At 41.1% G+C, this 22,517-nt stretch carries 18 protein-coding genes, 3 tRNA genes and 1 pseudogene; 1 reads left to right on the top strand and 21 read right to left on the bottom strand.

Annotation, left to right across the window (positions count from 1 at the left end):
• Positions 1-53 precede the first annotated feature (53 nt).
• Positions 54-377, top strand: a complete 324-nt coding sequence (gene fdxA, locus FQ082_RS06520; RefSeq protein ID WP_149492489.1) for a ferredoxin FdxA — start codon at positions 54-56, stop codon at positions 375-377.
• Between the two features lie 115 nt (positions 378-492).
• Here fdxA and tfpZ read toward each other — a convergent pair whose 3' ends face one another.
• The 21 genes and pseudogenes from tfpZ to FQ082_RS06415 all read right to left on the bottom strand — a co-directional run bounded on the left by tfpZ (position 493) and on the right by FQ082_RS06415 (position 22,499).
• Entirely contained in the window at positions 493-1,224 is a 732-nt protein-coding gene (gene tfpZ, locus FQ082_RS06515; protein WP_149492488.1) for a TfpX/TfpZ family type IV pilin accessory protein, read from the bottom strand.
• Between the two features lie 115 nt (positions 1,225-1,339).
• Positions 1,340-1,855, bottom strand: a complete 516-nt coding sequence (locus FQ082_RS06510) for a pilin (protein WP_149492487.1) — start codon at positions 1,853-1,855, stop codon at positions 1,340-1,342.
• A gap of 300 nt (positions 1,856-2,155) precedes the next feature.
• Complete coding sequence (locus FQ082_RS06505) at positions 2,156-2,659, bottom strand: type IV pilin protein (protein ID WP_149492486.1); 504 nt, start codon at positions 2,657-2,659, stop codon at positions 2,156-2,158.
• Positions 2,659-3,213 carry a type IV pilin protein gene (locus FQ082_RS06500; RefSeq protein ID WP_149492485.1) on the bottom strand — a complete coding sequence of 185 codons (555 nt, stop codon included), beginning with the start codon at positions 3,211-3,213 and terminating at the stop codon, positions 2,659-2,661. The genes FQ082_RS06505 and FQ082_RS06500 overlap by 1 nt, the downstream gene beginning before the upstream one ends.
• Complete coding sequence (locus FQ082_RS06495; protein ID WP_149492484.1) at positions 3,213-7,616, bottom strand: pilus assembly protein PilC; 4,404 nt, start codon at positions 7,614-7,616, stop codon at positions 3,213-3,215. Before FQ082_RS06495 ends, FQ082_RS06500 begins: the two co-directional genes overlap by 1 nt.
• Positions 7,617-7,666: 50 nt before the next feature.
• The gene (locus tag FQ082_RS06490) at positions 7,667-8,485 is read right to left on the bottom strand and encodes a PilX N-terminal domain-containing pilus assembly protein (RefSeq protein ID WP_149492483.1); all 819 of its coding nucleotides are present in this window, start codon (positions 8,483-8,485) and stop codon (positions 7,667-7,669) included.
• A 54-nt stretch (positions 8,486-8,539) separates the two neighbouring features.
• Positions 8,540-9,517, bottom strand: a complete 978-nt coding sequence (locus tag FQ082_RS06485; protein ID WP_149492518.1) for a PilW family protein — start codon at positions 9,515-9,517, stop codon at positions 8,540-8,542.
• The gene (pilV, locus tag FQ082_RS06480) at positions 9,517-10,017 is read right to left on the bottom strand and encodes a type IV pilus modification protein PilV (RefSeq protein ID WP_149492482.1); all 501 of its coding nucleotides are present in this window, start codon (positions 10,015-10,017) and stop codon (positions 9,517-9,519) included. Before pilV ends, FQ082_RS06485 begins: the two co-directional genes overlap by 1 nt.
• Before the next feature lie 202 nt (positions 10,018-10,219).
• Positions 10,220-10,456, bottom strand: a complete 237-nt coding sequence (locus FQ082_RS13215) for a hypothetical protein (protein ID WP_410477381.1) — start codon at positions 10,454-10,456, stop codon at positions 10,220-10,222.
• Positions 10,457-10,874: 418 nt separating this feature from the next.
• Positions 10,875-10,961, bottom strand: a pseudogene (locus FQ082_RS13210) (type II secretion system protein); the annotation flags it as partial.
• Positions 10,962-11,087: 126 nt separating this feature from the next.
• The gene (locus FQ082_RS06465; RefSeq protein WP_149492481.1) at positions 11,088-11,954 is read right to left on the bottom strand and encodes a ComF family protein; all 867 of its coding nucleotides are present in this window, start codon (positions 11,952-11,954) and stop codon (positions 11,088-11,090) included.
• Positions 11,955-11,996: 42 nt separating this feature from the next.
• Positions 11,997-13,415, bottom strand: a complete 1,419-nt coding sequence (locus tag FQ082_RS06460; protein WP_149492480.1) for a phospholipase A — start codon at positions 13,413-13,415, stop codon at positions 11,997-11,999.
• Positions 13,416-13,885: 470 nt separating this feature from the next.
• On the bottom strand, positions 13,886-16,120 hold the full coding sequence (locus FQ082_RS06455) for a protein-disulfide reductase DsbD domain-containing protein (RefSeq protein WP_149492479.1): 2,235 nt from the start codon (positions 16,118-16,120) through the stop codon (positions 13,886-13,888).
• Positions 16,121-16,179: 59 nt separating this feature from the next.
• Positions 16,180-16,704: a protein-disulfide reductase DsbD N-terminal domain-containing protein gene (locus tag FQ082_RS06450; RefSeq protein ID WP_262498168.1), complete on the bottom strand. Its 525-nt coding sequence runs from the start codon at positions 16,702-16,704 to the stop codon at positions 16,180-16,182.
• A gap of 441 nt (positions 16,705-17,145) precedes the next feature.
• The gene (gene gspG, locus FQ082_RS06445) at positions 17,146-17,679 is read right to left on the bottom strand and encodes a type II secretion system major pseudopilin GspG (protein WP_262498167.1); all 534 of its coding nucleotides are present in this window, start codon (positions 17,677-17,679) and stop codon (positions 17,146-17,148) included.
• 514 nt (positions 17,680-18,193) lie between these two features.
• The gene (gene gspF, locus FQ082_RS06440; protein WP_149492476.1) at positions 18,194-19,396 is read right to left on the bottom strand and encodes a type II secretion system inner membrane protein GspF; all 1,203 of its coding nucleotides are present in this window, start codon (positions 19,394-19,396) and stop codon (positions 18,194-18,196) included.
• 83 nt (positions 19,397-19,479) lie between these two features.
• Positions 19,480-20,568 (bottom strand): hypothetical protein, encoded by a 1,089-nt coding sequence (locus FQ082_RS06435; protein WP_149492475.1) that lies wholly within the window; start codon positions 20,566-20,568, stop codon positions 19,480-19,482.
• Between the two features lie 283 nt (positions 20,569-20,851).
• Complete coding sequence (locus FQ082_RS06430; RefSeq protein ID WP_149492474.1) at positions 20,852-21,787, bottom strand: helix-turn-helix domain-containing protein; 936 nt, start codon at positions 21,785-21,787, stop codon at positions 20,852-20,854.
• 350 nt (positions 21,788-22,137) lie between these two features.
• Positions 22,138-22,213 (bottom strand) — tRNA-His (locus FQ082_RS06425).
• A 40-nt stretch (positions 22,214-22,253) separates the two neighbouring features.
• A tRNA-Arg gene (locus tag FQ082_RS06420) sits at positions 22,254-22,330 on the bottom strand.
• Between the two features lie 92 nt (positions 22,331-22,422).
• Positions 22,423-22,499: transfer RNA gene (locus tag FQ082_RS06415), tRNA-Pro, on the bottom strand.
• Between the last annotated feature and the right edge of the window lie 18 nt (positions 22,500-22,517).

Genomic DNA, 22,517 nt, shown 5'->3' with positions numbered 1-22,517 from the left:
CCAACTATTCTAGTTAGCCCTTCAAGCTAGACCAATAACAGGTAGACAGTACTATGACTTTTGTCGTTACAGAGAACTGCATTCTTTGCAAATACACCGACTGTGTGGAAGTCTGTCCTGTAGACTGCTTTTATGAAGGGCCGAATTTCCTTGTCATTGACCCTGATGAGTGCATCGACTGCGCGCTATGCGAGCCTGAATGTCCTGCTAATGCTATCTTCTCAGAAGATGAAGTACCGAAAGGGCAAGAGGTGTTTACCCAGCTAAACGAAGAGCTGGCGCAAAAGTGGCCCAACATCACTGAGATGAAAGGTCAATTGCCAGAAGCTGAAAAGTGGGATGGTGTCGAAGGTAAGATTCAGTATTTAGAGAAGTAACTGTTTAAATAAAGTTAACTTGAGTTGTCAAAAGAGCTAAACTTCATGTTTGGCTCTTTTAGTATTTATTGTCAGGTAAAATAATATTAATATATCTAGGGACACTATTTCAAATTTATTCCCAAGGACGTAAATCGACTATTTGTAACGGTGTTCCCGAATTGTCTAATAAAATAACCATATCTACCTTTTGAGCTCTTAGAGGAATATAACCATGAGCATCAGGATAAGAAGCTATTACTTTATCTACTTTAGATATTTCATTATATTTACTTAATTCTGCTAAGCTTTGTTGTTCTTTTAGCATTCTATCTTTCATTATATCTATACCAACGTATTGCTCTGGTCTTTGGGCTATCGATATTCCACCCAGCACTTCCTCTAATAGATGCTTTGAGCGGACCTCAGCATCTTCAGACAGCGTTGTTCCCACAAACTGAGGACCTGTCCAAGTAGGCGACTTAAAATCAGAATTTACACTATCTAAATCCGCAATGACAATTTCATTAGCTTTTACAAGCTCAAAGCGTTCAAACGTATATGCAACCCAGGCAGGTCGACCTTGTGCTAATCCATACAGACTAAACATCCAAAACCCCAGTTGCACTATAACAATAGATATTAAATCAAATCGCAAAGATTTTTTATTTTCTTTATATACAAATAAGCTTAACAAAGGCCAAAGCACGACCTGCACAATGATTATCGCTATAAAAATAGGTAGCACACCGGTAGCTTTAAAAAGTGATGAAGGATACCATTGTGTTTTTATAAATACAGCGATTGTTAAGGCTAGAAATAGCGATAATATAAAATGTACAAATGAATACTTAGTACGCTTTTTCATCTTCGCATAACCTTCATAATATTTGGCTGTATATAGTTTTTAGCAACCTAGACGTAAAAAAACCAAACATAATGTTTGGTTTTTTTATATGAGGCATTAGATAAAACATCAGTACTTATCTAGCACCCCTTACTTCAGCTGCAGTGATAGCAGCTTGACATGTACCTGGTAAGAACTTTTTAGGCATACCGTTATTACCATTTATAGGACCACATTTCCATTCGCTAATGGCAGTACCTGGTATCGCAGCTATACCAGGATCACCAGCTGTAACTGGTGCAGCCAAAGGTACCATTGCAATAGCTTTACTTGCCGCAGCTTTTAAACTTGGATCGGCAGAAGAAGTTACCACTATGCTACCAGCAGCAGTTGTTTGTACAGATGCAACATATTTAGTGGGGTTTGTTACTTCGCAACCCCAGTTACCTGCTGTAGGTAGTGTAGTAGTGCTTTGATAAACCTCAGACACGTTAGTACGACAGGCAGATGCTGCTAATAAAACTTCTGATACTCTAGCTTTAGTAGTATAGTCTTGATAAGCAGGTAATGCAACTGCTGCTAAGATACCAATAATCGCGATAACGATCATTAGTTCTATTAAGGTAAAACCTTTTTGGATAGTAGTGTTCATATGAACTCCTTTTGGGGTATATAAAGATAAGGGGCTATTAGCACGTTTTATCTTTAGGGATATAATGTATTTTTCTCTTAATATAAATATTGCATATAACATGCCAAAATCATTATCTATAGTATATAATTCCTGTAAGTACCTAATTACTTTCATTATTTATGCGTAATAAATTTCATTGGTATAATAATCGACACTTTATGTTACGCTTAACCTACTGAAAATTGTCAGTTTTACTGTATTTTAGGAGTAAAAAGTAAATACACATGACGTTTCTTGTCAGTTCCCTTCAAAAATTTGTTATTTATTCCATTCGCCATCTGTACCGCAAGTATTAATTGTTTTAATCACTCGACACTTAATCCCTACATAGTTGATCGTCATTGTGCCATCATTAGCCATCTGCGTTCCTGTTATTGGCGTTGCGGTAATGATCCATTTGGACGTAAGAGGATCTAGCGGAGGTGGTGGATCTGGTGGTGGCGAAACTGGTGCAACTATTGTTTCGACAGTGACGTTATAAAGCGCAGTGCCTTGCTTAGGATAATTACCAGTAAGCCCTGTTCTTAGCGCGTTGCTATAACTACCTTGTGCTAGCTTACGACTTTCTATGATTGAAGCAATATTCTGCATCTCACTCATCATATCGGTGCGTTTAGATTTGATGACGTATTGCTGATAGCTTGGGTAAGAGATAGCAGCCAGGATACCAATAATAGCGACGACGATCATCATCTCGATTAGAGTAAAACCACGCTGCGTTTCAGATATTCCACTTAACTGACGATTTGTTGATGTATTCATTACCAGCTCTCCCCATCTATACCGCAATCAGTTGCTGTAATCGCCATAGTAGTCTTGCTTTGACAACGTAGACCTGTACTTACCATTAGTATATTTTTCGCATTTTTAAATGTGCCTGTGCTATTAGGTGTCGCCAGCATCTTCCATGTACGACCCGTACTATTATCCAGCCCCGTACTTACCAATGACTTGGTTGGTGTTGCACCATCGACAAGGGTAATCTGATAACGATAGTTGGTCGCATCACTACCTTGCGGTACATAAATAGTCGTATTGGCAGTATCGTAGCCATAGCTTACATTATTACCACTACTGACAACTTGCGGCTGGAAGCCTTTATAAGTCAAAGCTGATGAACGCCAGCGCTCCAATTGAAGCTCTAGTTGGAGCATCTTTGCCTGCACATCATTTTCAGCATTTCTGATGACATACTGTCGATAGCTCGGTATCGCAATTGCTGCCAAAATAGCAATAATCATCACGACCACCATCAGCTCAATGAGCGTAAAACCTCTATTTTTGCTATTAGGTTTATTATCAGCAGGGGTAGCCATTAGTTGCTCTCATACCATTGCGTTGGTTTTAGCACATAACGCTCTTTGAATAGTATGCTTGCCATAGAGCCATCACCCTTGTCTTTTGTAATACCTGCATACGGGTCATTACCATTTGGATAGCCGCCTGCTGGTGGATTTTTAGGTGCCGTATCTTTCTTATTATCATTACCATAGCTGATAAGATCATTGGCACGATCTGTCAAGCTTTGCGTACCAATCAATACCGTAGTGTCTAAGTTATTGGCATTCACAGCACCAAGTGTCAGCTCCTGAATACCCTTACCTGCTGGTGTAAAGCCACCTGTCCCGGTTTTAGAAGTATTATCCATACAGACACCATAAGGTAGGCAATACATTTGCTGTTCTGAGCCACCAAGCGTCTGTGCCTCACAGAGGCTATTATTGCCATACGACATATTAGGGTCATATACTGACATAAATAGATAATTGTTCATGACGCGATAGTCGCCCATGGCTTTTACATGTGAGACATTCTCAAACCCTGCAAAACGTGTCAATGGGTAGTACCAACCTTGCTTCTTCTTATTTACTAAACTCTCAATCTCTTTAATTTTAGCCGCTTCATTTTCTAAATTTTTACCGCCTAGCTCTATCAAATCATCGATTTCTTTTAAGTCCTTAATCTTAAGTGTTGAGGTTGCACTGATTTCTAAAAGATCATTACGAGTAACATCAGTATCAATAATGCCATATAGACGATTGGCTAATGCCTTTGTATTGCGTCGCTTAGCTAATGGTGAGCTACGATCCCCAGAGGCAATGTTTACAAGGGCAAATATTTTACTTTGCTTGTCTCTATAAAAACTTACTACTGGACGAGCATAGAAGCGATATGGTAATGCAGTGACATTTTCAGAAGCATTGAGCACTCGAACAACGCGTACTTCTTTAAATGCTTTTTTCTTTTCGTTAATGAAGTCTGCACGAAATACGTTGCCACCTAAATCTGCAAAGTATAAATGATCAAATAAACCATCGTTATTACGATCCAGCGGCGTAACACCAGCAACGACACTATGATTATAGGGATTGTTCCAAGACCACAATTTTTCACCTGTTTTGGCATCACTCACATAGATAGAGCTGCCTTTTGCTACTGATGTTGGTACGAACTGTGGGTTTTCATACTGCATGTCATAACCACCACCAAATACGATGACGTCTTTGTATTTAGTGTCACTAGCGCCTTCATTTACTCGAGCCGTGGTGACTGTGTTCCAGATCTGCCCAACATTACTATAGTCATTGTTATTAACAGTGACCTGAGTACCATTGTCATTTCTATGCAATTTTGCTGTTGTACTAGTAATATCCGGCGTAATACTAAATAGTATTTTTGGCGCATTTTTGTCAGCTAAGTCTAAAGCATATAATCCATCAGCGCCCATACGGAAACCACCGTAAGCCGCCATTGACAAGAAATTGCTTGTATTAGTGACGTCATTTACGTTACTGCTATCAGGTTTATATAAGGAAACTTTGCGGGTTTTTTGATCTCCTAACGTAGTGCTGCTGTAACGATATTTGGCACTCACCAGCCATGGAGCATCAACCCCAAAGCTTAAACCGCCCATCGCTTCTTTTACTAAAGCTTCTGATTGTTTACGGAACATCTCATGTAATACCAATGCCCATTTTTCTTCGCCTGTATTGGCATCTACTAAGTGCAACGCACCATCCATCGAACCAAATAATAAATAGTCTTCTCGGTTATTGGCGGTGATGTTACCCGACTCATTAACTTCCGCACTATAAGAGACTAATGCAGGCTTTGAATGCACGACTCCACCGACTTGCCGAACTGCTTGAGTCGGAAAGTATTTTGACTGCCTCATATCCATTGTATCGATAAACGGGACATTAGTTTCAGTATAGTCAACATTGTAGCCTAAGAAATTGAGCATGATACGCTTGGATTGAAGAAGCGTTTTGCCGCCAGAACTATACACGCTATCGTTAATTTGAGGAAAACCGGTCGGCGTTCCATTATCACCAACGCCAATCTTTACCACACCCTCAGGGATTTTTGTATTATTAAGTCCTTGATAGTTTTCGAAGAATACATTGCGTGTGCTAGCAGGCGAGCTAAAATTTGGTGCTACTAAGCGAGCATAAAAACCCCCACTATTTACAGCAGAATTACCTGCTGTACTGGTAGGAGACTGGGCCCATAGATCAGCTGCGGCATCATTTAACGTCCCACCTGCATCATTATAGAGTCGTCTGTTTCCCTGACCATACAATGTACCGTTTTTAGTTTCATACTTTTTAAGGTTGCCCGGCCATACTTTAAACGTATCTCCTACTTTAGGTTCTAACATAGGCAGATAGGCATAGGGCAACGTCGTACTGGTTTGATAAGGGTCATCTGGAACAGTAATAGTACCAGCTGGTGTGGTATTAATGGTTTGATTTAAATCAGTGATAAATTTCTGCACACTATTAGCAATATCAAGTGAGGTTTCCGCGTAAAAGAAACCACCGTTGCCATAGTCAGGGCCACCCCACTTACAGGCGTTTTTTGCATCTTGATTGGTTGCCTGATCACACAGGTAGTTACCATACTTATCTTTTGGGATTCCTGCAAACGATGAGCCAAAGCCGGCAACTGCTGTTCTAATACTAGCTTTTGCGGGGTTTAGGTTAGGATCATATAAGCGCTTGGCATACTCACCAATATATTCCCAGCCGCCGGTTTCACCAGCAAAAAGATTAGACTGTAGTTTAGGAGACGCCAACCCTGTTGGTTTAGTTTGAATGCCATAATTGGTTGTCAATGAGTGATTAATAATGGTTTGTGCCATATCGTCTTTGGTCGAGTTGGGCGCGCCATCGGTTAAGAAATAGATACCATTACTGTCACACTGCTCGGTACTGCTACCCTGAATATAGGTATCGCCAGTTGCTTTTTTGGACTCAGCAACAGAATAGCGAAAGCCACCTATAAGATTGTCTTTTTGATCTTCAGTAAAGGTAAAGGGGTTAACGCGATAGGATACCAGTCCTGTGATGCCGTCACCATAACCCCAAACTGTTCCCACAATGGGTTCAATATCAAGCGGTTCTTGTGCCACTTTTAGCCAACCACCATAACGCCAACCGACAGGTAACTTTTCATAGGTATCCCACGAGCTTGTCATATTAACAGCTGTACCTGTGGCAGCTAAAAATTTAGCCTTAAAATCAGCTTGGTCAGCAACTCGACCCCAGCCGCCTGATGTTAAGGGATAATAAATACCGCCATTGACTGTGCCTTTAGCAATATTATTGCCATCTCGACTAGGCCAATTATTAATACACTGCTTTACAGGAATACCAAGAGCGTTAGCATTATGGACTGTCCCTAATTCAATACAAACAAAATAGATTTGCTTATCTTCAGTGGCTGACTTTTGTTTAACCATAGAACCGTCATAAATCACCCTTACTGAATTAACATTTAAAGACGGATCGACCCCCGTCCCAGTTCCCATCATGTACGCGCCTGCTTCGGCATAGGCGTGAGCGGTAGGCGTACCGCTAGATGACTTACTCACATCAGGATAGGTGCTACTGGATAGTTTTAAATCAGGATTTGGTGTACCGTCTTGGTTAGTAGTAGTATCCAGTGATTGAATTTCTGCAAGTGCCCGCGCAATTTTTTGACGTTGGGCAATGGATAGTGGCGCGGCTGGCACTACTATTCGACCCGAGTGACCATCGATCAGTTTATTCCTTGCCGTACCAATACTGATATTGGTTTTGGATGAAAACTGCCCAAGACCCATATAAACTTTATTATCAATTTGATCCCCAGCAAGCAGTGGTAATAGAGCATCCTTTAATCGAGAAAGTCTATCAAGTTCTGTTACCGTTCTCGATGCACTTCCAGATCCAAATGTTTTAATACAGCCGCGCACATAATAGGGAATAACTTGTCCACCGATAGTGACACTTCTTTTAATAGAAGTGTTACCGCCGGTCGAGGCATCAGTCAGGTTATACGCCCACTCAAAAATTTTATTGGTATTTGTACGGTTAGACTGATACTCACCAACATCTACTCGTTTACATAACGGCTCATCAACATCCCCTGGGCTACCGTAGAGATTGTTTTTAGGTAGCACTAAGGAGCTGATACCCATCGAACCTGAAGTATCAATCATCATCATCAAGTTAGTACGCGCAGCAGAAGCCGGCTGATAAATACTAAGATCTCCAATATTACTAACTACCCCGTCTTGATTCACAGCGGCTTGGGACATGGTCATACACATCATGCCAAGTACAGCAGCACTTAGGCTAGAGACGCGCCACCAAGAGTTAATGTGTTTTTGAGCGTCGGATTCGATAGCCGTCACTATGGGCGCGCGATAACGATTGAGATTTTTTATTTTCATAATGTTAGCTCCGAGACATGGCTGCAATAGATGTGATAATGCAAATACATTTAAATATCTCTACATAACGGATTTGTACTGTCTGTTTTGCCACCATTACCAAAGTAGTCACATAGCTCACTACTTTGAATATTGGCTAAATCAACCTGCTCTACAAGCATCTTAGTAGGAAGACTATTGTCTTTCATACACTTCACAACCCCATCTACATGGTCTGAAGCATTTTTTTCAAAGCATTCTTTTATCTTAGTGTCTTTTGCACTTCCATAAGCAGGCAATACTGACGTAGAATAAATATCGAACGTAAACATTTTTGCGGTTTTTTCGTCAGAATCTGTACCTAAATTCATATGCTCAAAATTGCCATTGTTTGCAGTGGCGCTAACATTCTTAATCATAACTTGAGTCATCGTTGTATTACGATTACTGGTATAGTCAGTAGCTTTAGTAGGGTCACAGTAACCTGTTGCATTATCGACCAACCTACCAGTATTACGACGTATAACCGCATCATCAATATTAAAAAAAGAAGAACGTGGACGATAACAAAAATCGATAATATCGTCGTTATTATTTTCTAAGATATAGTATCCAAATATCCCTGTAATGCCCGTGATTTGCTTATATTGATCACTAGCCGGAGAACCATTAACTGACATCTCAATCTTATTGTTCACGCTATCAGAAGACTGTAGAAGCAAGGTGTTTATCTGATCGCTGGTTGCCAGCTTTAAATCGGTGGTACTGTTGCGTACCGCTATGACTCCGACGAGCATAATCAGTATCAAAAATAGTAAAACTACGATCAACACTGCTCCGCGCTGGCTGGAAGCTAATGAAGGATAAGTATTAGAATGACTGATATTCATGGCAGATTTTCACCTTCATTTATACGCGTAGGATAGAGAGATTATCAATCGTATTTAACTAACACTGTTAATCACATTCACAATTCTAGCATTACGCAATAGAGTATTGGTTTCATAAACACGGCGTAAATATTTTGGTGCATTGGTTTCTGGTTTTAGCGTCTGTGTCGTACTAAATATATTGAATGTACTTGCACTATCATCAGGACTATTGGATTTACTTCGGGTTAATAGTGCGACTTTTATATTAGTAATATAGGGCTTTTCTGTCGTAAGGTTCATGTAATCTTTTACACTCGTTTCAGTATATCCATAACTTGCCACACCACTGTTAACTACTGAATTCTTGACACCTAAACGAATATTAAACTGATCGACATTTTTGACAATAGTTTGTCCTTCTTCCATAAAGTTAGTGAGCTCTCCATTACTTGCTATACGCCCAGCATCACAGTTGAGATTGAGGTTTTTTCTATCTTTATTGGTTTTGACAGTATCTTCAGTTAAAAAATAACGAGTAATGACATGTTCATTTAACTCAATTTTCTCACCTTCACAGTCATACAATATTTGACCGGTTATATTAGTATACTGGAATGTAAGCTGATCACTTTTTTCACCAGTATTCGATAAGGAACCATCCCATTTATGAATCCCACCCGCTGAATCCATGTCATGACTACGCGTTAAGTAACCTTTTTCTAATTGCGTACTTGTTACAACATTTACTGCATCAGCATTGGTTACGCTTGCCGTCAGCACCACACCACCCAAAGCAGTTTTATCATTAAGAGGCACGCCATCATTGCCAAGATTGGCAAGTCTTAATTGTTGTTCAATCGATTGGATCCCAAATACTGCTGAATCCTGAATCTCAGAGCCAGCATTTTGTATGCGATCTACACGTTGACTGGTCAAAAACACTTGTATCACAGCAGCCGATATTAAGAGTCCTAGCACCAGTGATATCATCAGCTCAATAAGCGTAAAGCCTTGCTGATAGTTGATATTTTGTTCCATGGTATGTTTCATTAGTAGGTCTCCACAATGACACAATTACTGCCACTTTTGTAGATACCACTTGCATCGGCACAAGCATTTGCATCTGTTGCATCCATCGCAGCAATAGTATCACCCCATGCTGCGATAATACATTTGACTTCAGAAAAATTGGCCGTTCCTGGACAAGTAACCATTTTTACGTTAATACCATAGCTGTATAATTGATCGAATGCGTCTTTAGACTCATTGATAGCGATTTGTTCAGCAGTACACTCCGTACAGTTTTCGCGAATTTTAGAAGCATCATTAATTGTGGTTTGATAAGTAGCAATTTGCTGAGAGTTGGCGCGCATATTTTCTGCTAGTCCACGAATAGCACTTAAAGCCTGAGTACGTATTAAGCTTTCATCGGTTGCACTAATGGCACGCATTTGTAGCGCACTAAAACCTAAAACGGCAACAGATAATAGTAAGACCGCAACAAGTACTTCTATTAGTCCAACACCAGCCTGTTGACTGATCCGACTCATTAGCAAGTTCCTCCAAGCTTACTGCTAATAACACCAAGTGCATTGACCGTTACTTGTCTTGGTGACACTGAATTATTGCCATCACAGATGTTATAAGTAAATGCTGCACCTTTATCAGTGCGTTTGCTAGGATAAAAAGTTATTTTTGTATCATCTGATTCTATCAATGTTTTTGCAGCGTATTTATATGTTGCAATACTAACTAAATTTGAAGCTTGAACGTCACCACCTGTTTCGCCACCACCTGTTTCGCCACCACCTGTTTCGCCACCACCTGCTTCGCCACCACCTGCTTCGCCACCACCTGCTTCGCCACCACCTGCTTCGCCACCACCTGTTCCGCCACCACCTGCTTCGCCACCACCTGTTTCGCCACCCCCTGTTCCGCCACCACCTGTTTCGCCACCATCTGTTTCGCCACCATCTGTTTCGCCACCATCTGTTTCGCCACCACCTGTTTCACCACCACCTGTTTCACCACCAAAACATTTCTTACATTGTCCCGGAGCCCCCGTTTTCGCACATTTCTCACATGCATCTGCTTTTTCATTTGCATTTGGATTTGCAGCCATCGCTGAAGACATAAATAAGCTTGTCCAATCTCTAGCTACAGCTGCCGAGGAGAATAAAGTAGGACTCGAATATGCTGCTGATAAGGGGGCTGGAACTTGAATACTAACGTTACTTGACTCAGCATCATTAATATAACTTACAGTTACTGGCTGTCGACGAATAACGCTTTCTGCTTTGGCTTCTCTTAAGGCATTGATTAAGGTTGCAGTTGTTGATTTCACTCGTTGGTTAGCAAGCTGAGTACTAATACTAGGGGCAGCAATAGATACAATGACACCTAATACTACAATAGTAACCAACAGCTCAATCAGGGTAAAACCTGAGTTAGAGTCTGAGTGGTAACGTGAAGAGCTATTTATAGAGTTAGGCATATTATTATCCTATTTATGGTAATTACGAGTTGTTTTTGACAACAAATACAATCTTTAGTAAAGGTGATATTCAATATTCTTTAATAGTATACGTGCAATATTTATACCACTAAATTCAACTAGAGTCTAAAAGTAACTGCCATGAGCTAATGCATACGCAAACAGATGGTGAGCGCTATAGGATTTAGTAGTAGTTATAGATGGAAGTATAGGCTCTAAAAGAGGGATTGAAATTGTAGCGCGAGCTAAAGCCTGCAAACTCGCCCCTGTCGTCGCTACATCATCAAATAAGATAAGGCGTTTAACAGGAGAAGGCTCTAGTAAAGTAAAGGCATTGTCTAAATTACTCAAGCGTTCGGCACGGGTGAGTCCTTGCTGACTGACCGTATTATCAATACGCTTGATACCTTGCCATAAAGGAATATCCCAATGCTTAGATAAACACGCCCCCAAAATACTGACAGGATCGAAGCCTCGTTTAATGAGACGCTCATCGGTCGTTGGCATAGCGACAATCACACTGTTACCATGATGGCAACCTTGAGGTCGTGGTAGTTGACGTATCACATGTAACAATAACGGCAGCTTTGTCATATCCTCATGATGCTTAAAGGCTCTAATAGCTTGGCGCATGGGATAGTCATAGTAAGTGGCTGCTTGAATGGTGAGCGTCATGCCAGCAGTAATATCAACTTCAAATGGCTTAGGCAACCAGGCAATACTGCTATGGCAGCGGGTGCACAGCAATCCACTACTAAAACGGCTATAGAGTTGCTTTCGGATTTTGCTAAAAGAAGAATGGCTGCTTGATAAAGAGTACGATGTATTTTCAGCTAATGGGCTTTTTTGACTGAATAATGGAGTATTTGACGAGGAGGGATTTTGTAAAAGCTGTGATTGCGGAGTACTACGATAAACGGCACATAGCTGGCAGCGTATGTTTATATACTCTGCCAGCCATAGTCCGGTTTGATAAGGCGCTAAGGGACGCATGGCTTGCTGTCACTATAGGCACCGATATTTAAAGCGCTAATGTTACAGCCCTTTCCAATCATTGAGTACGATACCAAAGCCGATAGCCGTATTTTCATGGTTATAATCAACAATAGATTCGCCATACCCTTGGAATACCTGCACAAAACCATTGACGTTTTTAGATAACGGATAAACATAATCGATTTGCGCAGCGCCTTTATTGGTGCCTGGATTGTAGCGCAGTGTACCGCTTAGGCTTTGTTGATTTGGTAAATCATATAAGAACTTGATATCACCATAACCCATGAAATCTTCGATATCTGGATTGTCTTCACTGCTATCATTTTCATTGTTCACTCGTAACCAGAATCGCGGTATGACAGATAACTTGCCCCACTCTGCCCCTGCCATCACATAAGCACGGTTCCACGAGCGCGATAATGGATCATCTTGACCATTTGAGTGGTGAATAGCACCTGCTCCGAGCATACGTAGTCGTCCACCAAAAGGTAGATTTGCGGTCACAGGCTGGGTCAAAAATATCTCTGGCTGATAATCGGTTGCACGAAATGGTCGTGAATTGTCTTCATTATAAACTTGCCAATGCGACTCTTGAGTATAACCAAACCACAAATCAGCATTGGTATTGAATAAATCTTCTGCAACTTTAGTCTTTAATGATAGTTGAAACTTTAGATCCGTATTACGAGTGTCATTAGACGTAAAAGGTTTTTCCGGTTGAGGTCGAGTGGGTGTACTTGGGCTTAAATTAGGATCAAAGGTATAAAACAGTGGCATAACATAGGTTGGACGGTAAGGTCTGACTGTCCATGTACCACGTTCACTGTTTTTATCAAGATCATATGCTAAGCTTAGCGGCGTATATTTTTCAATATCTGCTTGAGTCACACCGACACTTTCCAATACCTCTGCTTCTCTTTGCGTCAGTCCAACCGTATCCAAACTTTCAGTCTCAGCGGGCGGGTTTGTTTCAATATCTTGAGGATAATTGCTCGAAACCTTTTTAGCAATGACATTGCCATTGGCAGTAATAATACTGGTTTCTTCAGCCAGTATGACCTGAGGGTTGCCTGACAGCGTACTGATAACCGTTTTTGCCAAATCTACTGGCTGTTTGGTTGTGACATAACTTGGCGTTTTGCCTTGCTCTGCAACCTTATCAAAGCACGCCAAACGGGCAGAACTGGTCTGTACTTGAGTACATTCAAAGAACAGAGCAGCCTGCTGAGCGATAAAATCTTCGCTTACTGCATTGCTATTTTGCATAGCGATATTGGCATTTATAGGCTGTAAGCTCTTAGTCTGAGCTGTATCAGCAGCCTGAGCTTGTACTGTGAAACAAGTGAGCGCTATACCAACGGCAATATGTAGAGAGCATTTAGTCGTTCGAAGCATCATTTTTTTTGGCGTTTCAAGTTTATTTACAGAGGGGCGCTGTGAAGTAATATGGGAAAACATAAGTATCCTTTATTCAACTGATCATTACTGTCAATAGAATATATGAGGTGATTGATATAACAATTAGCATCGACGCTAAACTGGCATAAAAATCAATATAACTTGGAGATAAAGGGTTGCTGTTACGCTGAATAATGCGCATTTAGCAATGTTGCTTTATTGTAATGAAAACGTACACACTATACTAGCTTTATTGCTGCATAATATAGCGCTAAATAGATATAAGTAGCATAAAACCAAATGCTTATAATGAGTATAGAATAAAAAAAGGACCCTTTAACCAGTGTCTTACTAATGACGCTTTCAAAGTAATGTTGATTTATTTAGCACGAAATACAACTAATCGAGTGCTGCAAGCCTTCTTTTGATAAAAAATAAAAAAACCAACATACTATGACAGTACGTTGGCTCTTTTATAGGAATTATATTAAGGCATTTAAGAGGATAAAAAAATATTTCCGATACGACTATTATTTATTTAATGCCGTCAAAGTCTGCTCAAACTCTGCACGACCAATCTCACCCACTTGTTTTTGTACCAATTGACCATCTTGGTAATACAATAAAGTTGGTGGTCCAAATAATTTATAACGCGCTAAAATTGCCTTAGAATCTGCCGTGGTTTCAGTAATATCAAGTCGTACCAATTGCCAGTCTTGCATTTGTGCGGGACGATTGGTAAATAAATTCTTATCCATAATGCGACATTCAATACACCAATCAGCGGTCAAATCGACCAAAACTTTAGGATTGGCGGCAGTGATAACATCCAATTCTGCCAACGTAGTGATATGCTCATCTGAGTTATTCGTCGCATTATTTTGAGCGCCAGCTTGACCGTTAGCTGACTGCACTAACATAGGGGCGACACTTAATGAAGCTAACGGATGTAAGCTATCATCATTACCAAGTGCGGCGCCAATCACTAACGTAGCAGCCCAAATACCAGCTATCAAACCGATGGCTTGCGATAGCATTCGACCTTTCCCACGCCAGCTCCATGCCCATGTTGCCACAACCATAAACCATAATGCCCATACCAGTAACATTAGTGATGATATAAAGACGCGCTCTATTAATAGTAACGCTACGGCAAATAACAATAAGGCAAAACCTTGCTTGACCCAGTTCATCCACTCGCCCGCTTTTGGCATAATTTTGCCTTGGGTAGCACCAATCAAAATCAGTGGCGCTGACAAGCCAAAGCCTAGCATAAATAGGGCAGCAAAACCTAATAGCGGATTACCAATCGTTGAGACAGCAAGTAAAGCGCCAAATAATGGTGCAGAAACACAAGGCGATACTACCAATGCTGATAAAAATCCAGCAGCTAAACTGCCACCAGCGCTACCGAGCTTACTATCGCCTGCTTGGCTTAAGCCCTGCATCTTACTACTGATAAAATGCGGCAAACGAATGGTAAATACTTCAAGCATGTAAAGGGCTAACAAAACGAATATTACTGCAAAACTGATCAGGATGATTGGGTTTTGTAGCCAGCCGATGATGCCGAGTGACTCACCAAATACAGCAATGACAGCACCAAGTATCCCGTAAGCAATCGACACCCCAATCGCATAACTTGTCGTTAAAATGACACCTTTTTTAACCGTTGGATTTTGCTGACGGGCGACAATATTTGCGACGATAGGTAACATAGGTAATACGCACGGCGTAAGCGCTAAGCCAAGCCCTGCCAAAAACAATAATCCTAATGCCAACCAAGGATGCTTGGCTAAGCCAAACGGATCGCCATCAGCCAAATTATCTGCGGTAGCTAGCGTATCATTTGTCGGAGCAGCATTATCTGCTAATGGTGTATCAGCGCCAGAAATCGTATTGGTGGCGCCAAGCTCTCCATCTAAAGCCTCATCATCCAACAACGCATAATCAGTGACTTCATCTTCTTCTGCAAGTGCTTGCTCTGCTTCAGAACCTAGCGCTTCACTACCCTCTATACTTGTGGCATTTGGCGCCTCTGATGTTGTGACGCTATTGCTATTATTTACCGAATTTGCATTAGTAGTAGTCTCTTGATTGACATCGCCTTTAGCAACACCAGTGACATTACTTGTCGTATTAACCACAGCTTGCGGCGAGCTTGCAACGATATCGACAGTAGTTTTTATTTTCTCAGGCGGGTAGCAAAGTCCTGCTTTGGCGCAGCCTTGCCAACCAATCACCACCGCTGCTTTGTCAATGCTCTTGCCATTAGTACTCAAAGTAGTAGTGGCTACCATATTTTTTTGATCAAATACTGGCACTTTACCAAAAGTTGGATCATCAATTAAGACAGGCGTTTGACTAAAAGTAAACGGTGCCGCCGTAACCCCAGCAGGCAAAGTGAGTTTAAGCTGATTCTTATAAACATAATGTTCTGGAGTGATATCAAAATTAATCGATAACTGAGTGCCAGCTTTGACAGCTTTACTGCTACTCGTAACTTGGAAGGCTTTATCCACTGACAGAAATTTCGATTGTCCAGCGCTTTGATTGCTACTAAAAAGATCGCCCAATCCTGCTGCCTGCGTCGTCATAGTCGTCGCAGTCAATCCTGCAAATAACGAGCTACTCGCTATAGTCAATGCCAGCAGATATGACTTCTTTGGCACTTTATTTACAACTGATGGCAAATTTTTTGAAGACTGATTTCTGGTGGATACCGCTTTAAATGACGAAATGCTTTTTGCTGTCTTAATGGACATAAAGGACTACCTGTTATAACGACTATATAAATCAACCTACTTGCGCTATCTATTAATGACTAACGTTTGACTGCAATGTTTAACGTGGTTTTGATCTTTTCTGGCGGATAGCATAGTCCAGCTTGAGCACAACCTTGCCAGCCAATCACAACCGGCACATTCTTTGCCGCTTTACCGTTTTTGGTCGTCATCATAGTCGTTGCTATCACAGTTTTTTGCGTAAATACGGGTACCTTGCCAAAGGTTGGATCATCAATAGAAACCGGCGATTGGCTAAAGGTAAATGGCGCGGCACTGATACCTTTTGGAAAACTTAAGGTCAGCTTATCTTTATACACGTAATGACCTGGTGTGATATCAAAAGCGATCGATAACTGCGTGCCTTTAGCCGTCGCTTTGGTACTGCTAGTCACTTGAAATGCCTTGTCAACGGGCAAAAATTTTGATTGCTGAGCACTATTATTACTAAACAATTCCCCCAGACCTGCAGCTTGAGTCGCAACAGACGTCATTGACAAAGTAGTCATCAAAGCAGTGGCTGTTATAGCAAGCAAATAAGGCTTTTTAGTTGATTGTTTATTCATGATAATTGATTTCGATTTTGATGTTTCAATAGACATATGATTACCTCGGATTACTAGAAGAACAGCTGTTTTTTTACAATCAATAGAAAATAGTCAATCGTTTTAATAATAAATAGCAGGGTTAAGATTCCGCTTATCTGGATTTAAAGTTATAGTTAAAATATCTCAAAAGCGCTACAGTGCTGCTGATATAAATTTTTTGCAGCCTCTGTCTGCGTAGGCACAGCAAGCAAGAAAAATGAATATCAGCAGTACTTGATGTATCGATGTAACTTTTCCCTGACTATAGTGATATTTATAGTTAGCGATAGTCATAAAAAATATCAACCAATAACGTCTTATTGGTTGATATATTAGTCTCATTAAAGATGCTTTTAGCGCCAAGGTATTTATCATGGTATCGCTTGCAAACAATACCTAAATAACTGAGTAGGCTAGAGCTTATAGCTGAGCATAAAGATCAGCATCCTGCCCTTCTCCGCCCTGTTCGCCATCAGCCCCTAGAGAAAATAAATCATAAGGTCGACCTTCACTACCCGGGGCAACATATTGCAGCTCGTTTTCCCAACCATCCGTTGGATACCCGCCTTTAATATAACCACCGTCAGGATAGTTCTTAGCTTCCGCTGGTGGCGTGGTGAGTGCTTCTAAGCCTTGAGCCGTCGTTGGATAGCGCGAATTATCTACTTTATACATATCTAACGCATTTGATACTGTTGATAGCGCTGTTTCAGTGGTTTTAACCCGTGCTTTATCACTTTGTCCGACCACCTTTGGCACCACTAGACCGGCAAGAATGGCCAAAATCACAATCACCACCATGATTTCAATCAAGGTAAATCCTGATTGGAGATTGCTTACGCGCTGAGTGCTTGATAAAGCAACAGCTTTCTGACTTTGCGCTGCTACTAAACACTCTGGCGTATCATCCATATTACTTGGTGAAATCGTACTTACTCGAATATTATCAGTCATAGTCATCGCTTCTGGCATCGCTTTTCGCGTCAAGGTTATATAAATAATGAAAATGGCGTTTAAGTTACCTTTATCGTCATATTCATAATAGGCATATTTACAGTGTCTTAAGAAGCACTGAAACGATTATTACTATAAACCATGATTTTACTTTTATCCACCATTGAAGGCAGATTGTCATTTGGGTCAATGTGTTATTAATAATCTATGATAGCGAACCTTTTGAAATAGCGTTTGACTGTTACTTACAACTGATACTTACTATAACGCAAGGTTAGATTTGACAACAGGAAAAGCGTTGGTCGGTCAATAATATACAACAGTAAGCAAAACTTAAGAAACGTAACCGCATTTGAAGTCAAATTATTAGAATATAAGTAAAAAATGAACCAAAGTATTAGAAGTATAGAAGCTGTATTTGAAAATAGAAAATATGGAAACAGAAATGCCGTTAAGTATACGGGTGATAAAACAACTAGTACTAACAGGACGGTATATTTAAGGTTAATAAAAACTAGCCAGCCAAGTCATTCATATTCACAATTGGCAGCATCACCGCCATTACGATAATCATGACGACCACACCCATCAACACTAGCATTAAAGGCTCAAGTAATGACAATAAGGTACTGATAAAATTGGTGGCTTCTGCCTCTTGCATATTGGCAGCACGGCTAAGCATGTTTTCAAGCTCGCCCGAGTTTTCACCACTTTTAATCATTTGCACCATCATCGGCGGAAAATAGGGCGATTTGTCTAATTGACTCGACAGACTTGAACCCTCTGTCACTCTATCTGCAGCGGTAATGATGGTTTTTTGAATATGCAAATTGGTGGTGACCGCAGCGCCAATATGGAGCGCCTCAATCAATGGCACACCAGAGCGCACCAATATCGCAAGCGTACTGGCAAAGCGCGCCGCATTCAACCCTTTCGATAAGCGTGCCAGTATAGGCAATCTTAGCACGGTACTATCTATAGCTAGCTTGCCCGCTTGCGTCTGAGCGAAGCGATAGAATAAAAACGCTATTCCTGCCAACACCAGCAGCATCAGCCACCACCACTGGGTAATGATATTTGATAAGCTAAGGACAATTTGGGTAATTAAAGGCAGGGCTTGTTCGGACTGCTCAAACACTTTGACAATTTTTGGTACTACAAAGCTCATTAGCCCCATAATTACGCCAACTGCCATCACCATCAGCACGATGGGATAAACCATAGCGCCTTGTATTTTTTTCTGTAGGGCAAAGCGATTTTCAGTGTAATCGGCAAGCTGATTTAAGATCAAATCCAAATGACCAGATTTTTCTCCAGCTGCAATGGTAGCGATATATAGTGGCGGAAAGCTCGCTGCTTGCTGCAGAGCGCGCGCCAAACTGAGACCTTCTAGAACATGCGAGCGCACGGCAAGCATTAAAGATTTGATATGGGTTTTTGGCGATTGTTTGGCGACAGCTGCCAAGGTTTCCTCTAACGGAATACCAGCAGCAAGTAACACAGATAGCTGGCGGGTAAGCAGTGCCAGCTCATAAGCAGAGGGTTTTTTATAGCGGCTTTTATGCTGACTTTGCCTATCATTGACGGCGTTGACTTCGACAGGCGTCCATTGTTTATCACGCAGCTGCTGGCGTACTTGCCGCGCAGAATCCCCTTCAAGCAAGCCTTTTTGGATGCCGCCGCGATCGTCAAGCGCTTTATAATGATAAGCGGGCATAGCAGCGGATATCCTAAGACGGTCAAGAGTAAAAGAGGATGGATCAAGATTTGAAAAGTTGGCTTATTAAAAGAATAGACGACTTAAAGAAGCGGCGTAGAATCGTTACTATCCGGCATCAAGCCTTGCAATAATAGAACATCTAAATGCTGTTGTTGTAGCTTTTTATCAAAATCATTGACTTCAGCGATCAGCATACGCTCAATGCGCTTATCACTGGCAAACACACTGAGACGTGCACAAATGACCGCCAATTGATAAATACGTTTTTTACAATAACCGTCTAAACCTTGTAGCAATCTGACCATGTGCGGGGTTTCAAGGCTGGCATAATCATAGTCACTCACAACATCCTGACCAAGTGCTGTCACGCCATAGGCAATAGATAAATGGGCGCAAAAATAACAGCTGAATAAATAGCCAACCACATGTCCTATATAATAACCACGATCGTAAGTAAAGCTACTGACGCCAAAGTGCCCGAGCACATAGCTGTTCAAACTACCTTGGTCAAAGATAGGTTTATTATGCTTTAGCTTACCGACGGTGGCAAAGCATAATGGATTATGTCCATCCTGTATTGTCAACTGCCAACCTGCAGGTTGCTGAGCTGGCATATGGCGTACAATATCTTCGATAATGTCATCGACCACATGCAGCTGCTGCCATAAGCGCTCAATGGCATCCGTATCCATCAAACCGCGTTTATCAAGCTGCTGTGCAAGCAAATATTGCTGGTATTCGGCAAATTGTGTTTTGAGGGTATGTACAAGGTAAGTCGGACGGATAGCAGCAGAAGCCAAATATAATTGCTGCGTGCGCTCATGCTGCGCCCGATAAAGTGCCACGCGCTGAGTAGCAATACTACTGTCACTTGCAGAGAGAGATAAGCTTTGGTTTATCAGAGTATGATTAGCAATATTTATATTAGCGGAACTAGTCTCTGTCAAGCTGCCATCAGCATTTGGCAAAACAAATAATGCTAATAATGCCGCTTTATCAAGCCGAGTAGCCATACCTGCCTGTGCGCTATTTTCCTGCTGAAGATTTGAGTCATGCTGATTATTGTTAGCTTTGACTCTGCTATTAAGTTTGTCTTTATGATTAATAGACGCAGAAGAATCTTGTAGATCATTTGATTTTACGCTTGGTTTTGCGGTCGGTTCAGTCATAAAACACCATCAGCTGCAAAAATAAACATCACCTAAGTCATACTATATTCTGGATAGACCGTAATATATAAGCATAAAAGATAGGTCGCTAAAACACTGTCGCAACTAGGCGACTTATTACTTTATTGTCATTCCATAGTACCTGAACCTACACTCATTGTCAGCTGTGCAAGATCGAAATGCTAATGATGAAAAATTATTATCAGATAGACGCTATTATATCACTGACTCAGTTTAGAAAATATCACACAGCTTGGATGACTATTTATGTGTGAAGTAGCAGCTAAGCAAGGTTTTGTTTTTGATATTGCTGGCGGTACGCTTTTGGCGATATGCCATATACACGCTTAAAGGCTTGGCTAAAAGTTGAGTCTGAGGCATAACCCACTAGCTCACTAATACGGCTGATACTATTTTGCTGCAAACGCAAATAACGTGCCGCCAAACGCAAACGGTAGTCAATCAGGTAGGTCAACGGCGGCATACCAACCACGTCTTTGAAACGCTGCGCAAAACTCGAGCGTGACATACCTGCAACTTCAGCAAGCTCATGAATGCTCCAGTTTTGGCTTGGATTTTCGTGCATGGCGACCAATGCCTTGGTTAAAAACGGGTCTTTCATGGCTTTTAGCCAACTGTCCGTGGCTTCGGGCAAACTTTCGATATAAACCCGCAAACACTCAATCATCATAATACTTGCCCAATGATTGATAATCGCCGTCTTACCCATCCGCTCATGCTCAGATTCTAACGTCAGCAGTCGAATCTCAACATCAATCACCTCGAACCGACCATCAGATTCATCGTTAATTTCAGGCAATATCGTTGGTAGCACTGATAATAAAGGACGAATCATCTCTTTATCGTACTTGCATTCAATCAGTATCAAAGATGATTGGGCATCACCATCGCCCTGAATATCAAGCACTTGTTCCGTGCAATTAGTAAGCAACTCATCCAAAGGTTTGGCACTCTCACCATGATGGTTGAGCGCGTAACTGACATGATTGTGCGAGCTAGGAATCATAATAATGTCGCCAGCATGCGCTTCTCTGAGTCCACTGCCCATATCAATACAAAAGCTACCGGACATCACCAAATAAAACACAATCGTATCTTGTCTAGTGAGTGAGTAAGACCAATTGCCTGTACCATTTAAGCGATAGTATTTCGTATCGAATAAATGCACATTTTGTAGTAACACGCTTAATGCGTCCATTAACCATTTCCTCAATAACAGCTGCTCAATAACGCGCCATTTTAATAAAAAAATCGCATTAATATGAGGATCGATTTTATTTAAAATTATAGTGCTACTGAGATAAACTTTTCTTTGACAGTACAGCTAATGTACCTTTATAAAGCCCTTACTACACAATAGGTATCATAAGAAAAAATGATAAAAAACGCCAGTAGACTGTTAGATCATGAGCGATTTAAAAGGTTTAGGACTATCACAGAGGCAAAAAGATATAAAATAGACAGGTACAAAAAAATGCCAAAAATGGCAGCGGCTTTTTTTAAATGATTTTAATATAGAATATAAACAGAAGGGATACAGCAAAAAAATGGGGCGACTGATGGGACTCGAACCCACGACAACCGAGATCACAACCCGGGGCTCTACCAACTGAGCTACAACCGCCATAACTGTTGCCAGAATTCGGCAATATATGCAGGCTAAATGGTGCGCCTGGCAGGATTCGAACCTGCGGCCACCTCCTTAGAAGGGAGATGCTCTATCCAACTGAGCTACAGGCGCTCTTAGAGGACTTTTACATATTTTGGTCCGCTTGATATACAAGAAACCAAACCATTATACATAAAAAAAAGCCTGTAAGGCTCTTAAATAGATGGTCGGAGTGATAGGATTCGAACCTACGACCCTCTGGTCCCAAACCAGATGCGCTACCAAACTGCGCCACACTCCGAAATTCTCTATTAACACG

The organism is Psychrobacter sp. ANT_H56B (genome assembly GCF_008369245.1).
Classification (GTDB): Bacteria; Pseudomonadota; Gammaproteobacteria; order Pseudomonadales; family Moraxellaceae; genus Psychrobacter; species Psychrobacter cryohalolentis.
This window is presented reverse-complemented; position numbering and strand designations above follow the sequence as displayed.

Coding starts and splice junctions, on each gene's coding strand:
- FQ082_RS13215 (WP_410477381.1), bottom strand. CDS start 10,456: ATGGTGGCGAAACAGATGGTGGCGAAACAGATGGTGGCGAAACAGGTG.
- gspF (WP_149492476.1), bottom strand. CDS start 19,396: ATGCCCGCTTATCATTATAAAGCGCTTGACGATCGCGGCGGCATCCAA.
- FQ082_RS06450 (WP_262498168.1), bottom strand. CDS start 16,704: ATGAATAAACAATCAACTAAAAAGCCTTATTTGCTTGCTATAACAGCC.
- FQ082_RS06435 (WP_149492475.1), bottom strand. CDS start 20,568: ATGACTGAACCGACCGCAAAACCAAGCGTAAAATCAAATGATCTACAA.
- FQ082_RS06510 (WP_149492487.1), bottom strand. CDS start 1,855: ATGAACACTACTATCCAAAAAGGTTTTACCTTAATAGAACTAATGATC.
- fdxA (WP_149492489.1), top strand. CDS start 54: ATGACTTTTGTCGTTACAGAGAACTGCATTCTTTGCAAATACACCGAC.
- pilV (WP_149492482.1), bottom strand. CDS start 10,017: ATGAGTCGGATCAGTCAACAGGCTGGTGTTGGACTAATAGAAGTACTT.
- gspG (WP_262498167.1), bottom strand. CDS start 17,679: ATGACTGATAATATTCGAGTAAGTACGATTTCACCAAGTAATATGGAT.
- FQ082_RS06455 (WP_149492479.1), bottom strand. CDS start 16,120: ATGTCCATTAAGACAGCAAAAAGCATTTCGTCATTTAAAGCGGTATCC.
- FQ082_RS06500 (WP_149492485.1), bottom strand. CDS start 3,213: ATGGCTACCCCTGCTGATAATAAACCTAATAGCAAAAATAGAGGTTTT.
- tfpZ (WP_149492488.1), bottom strand. CDS start 1,224: ATGAAAAAGCGTACTAAGTATTCATTTGTACATTTTATATTATCGCTA.
- FQ082_RS06430 (WP_149492474.1), bottom strand. CDS start 21,787: ATGGACGCATTAAGCGTGTTACTACAAAATGTGCATTTATTCGATACG.
- FQ082_RS06505 (WP_149492486.1), bottom strand. CDS start 2,659: ATGAATACATCAACAAATCGTCAGTTAAGTGGAATATCTGAAACGCAG.
- FQ082_RS06465 (WP_149492481.1), bottom strand. CDS start 11,954: ATGCGTCCCTTAGCGCCTTATCAAACCGGACTATGGCTGGCAGAGTAT.
- FQ082_RS06460 (WP_149492480.1), bottom strand. CDS start 13,415: ATGTTTTCCCATATTACTTCACAGCGCCCCTCTGTAAATAAACTTGAA.
- FQ082_RS06490 (WP_149492483.1), bottom strand. CDS start 8,485: ATGAATATCAGTCATTCTAATACTTATCCTTCATTAGCTTCCAGCCAG.
- FQ082_RS06495 (WP_149492484.1), bottom strand. CDS start 7,616: ATGAAAATAAAAAATCTCAATCGTTATCGCGCGCCCATAGTGACGGCT.
- FQ082_RS06485 (WP_149492518.1), bottom strand. CDS start 9,517: ATGAAACATACCATGGAACAAAATATCAACTATCAGCAAGGCTTTACG.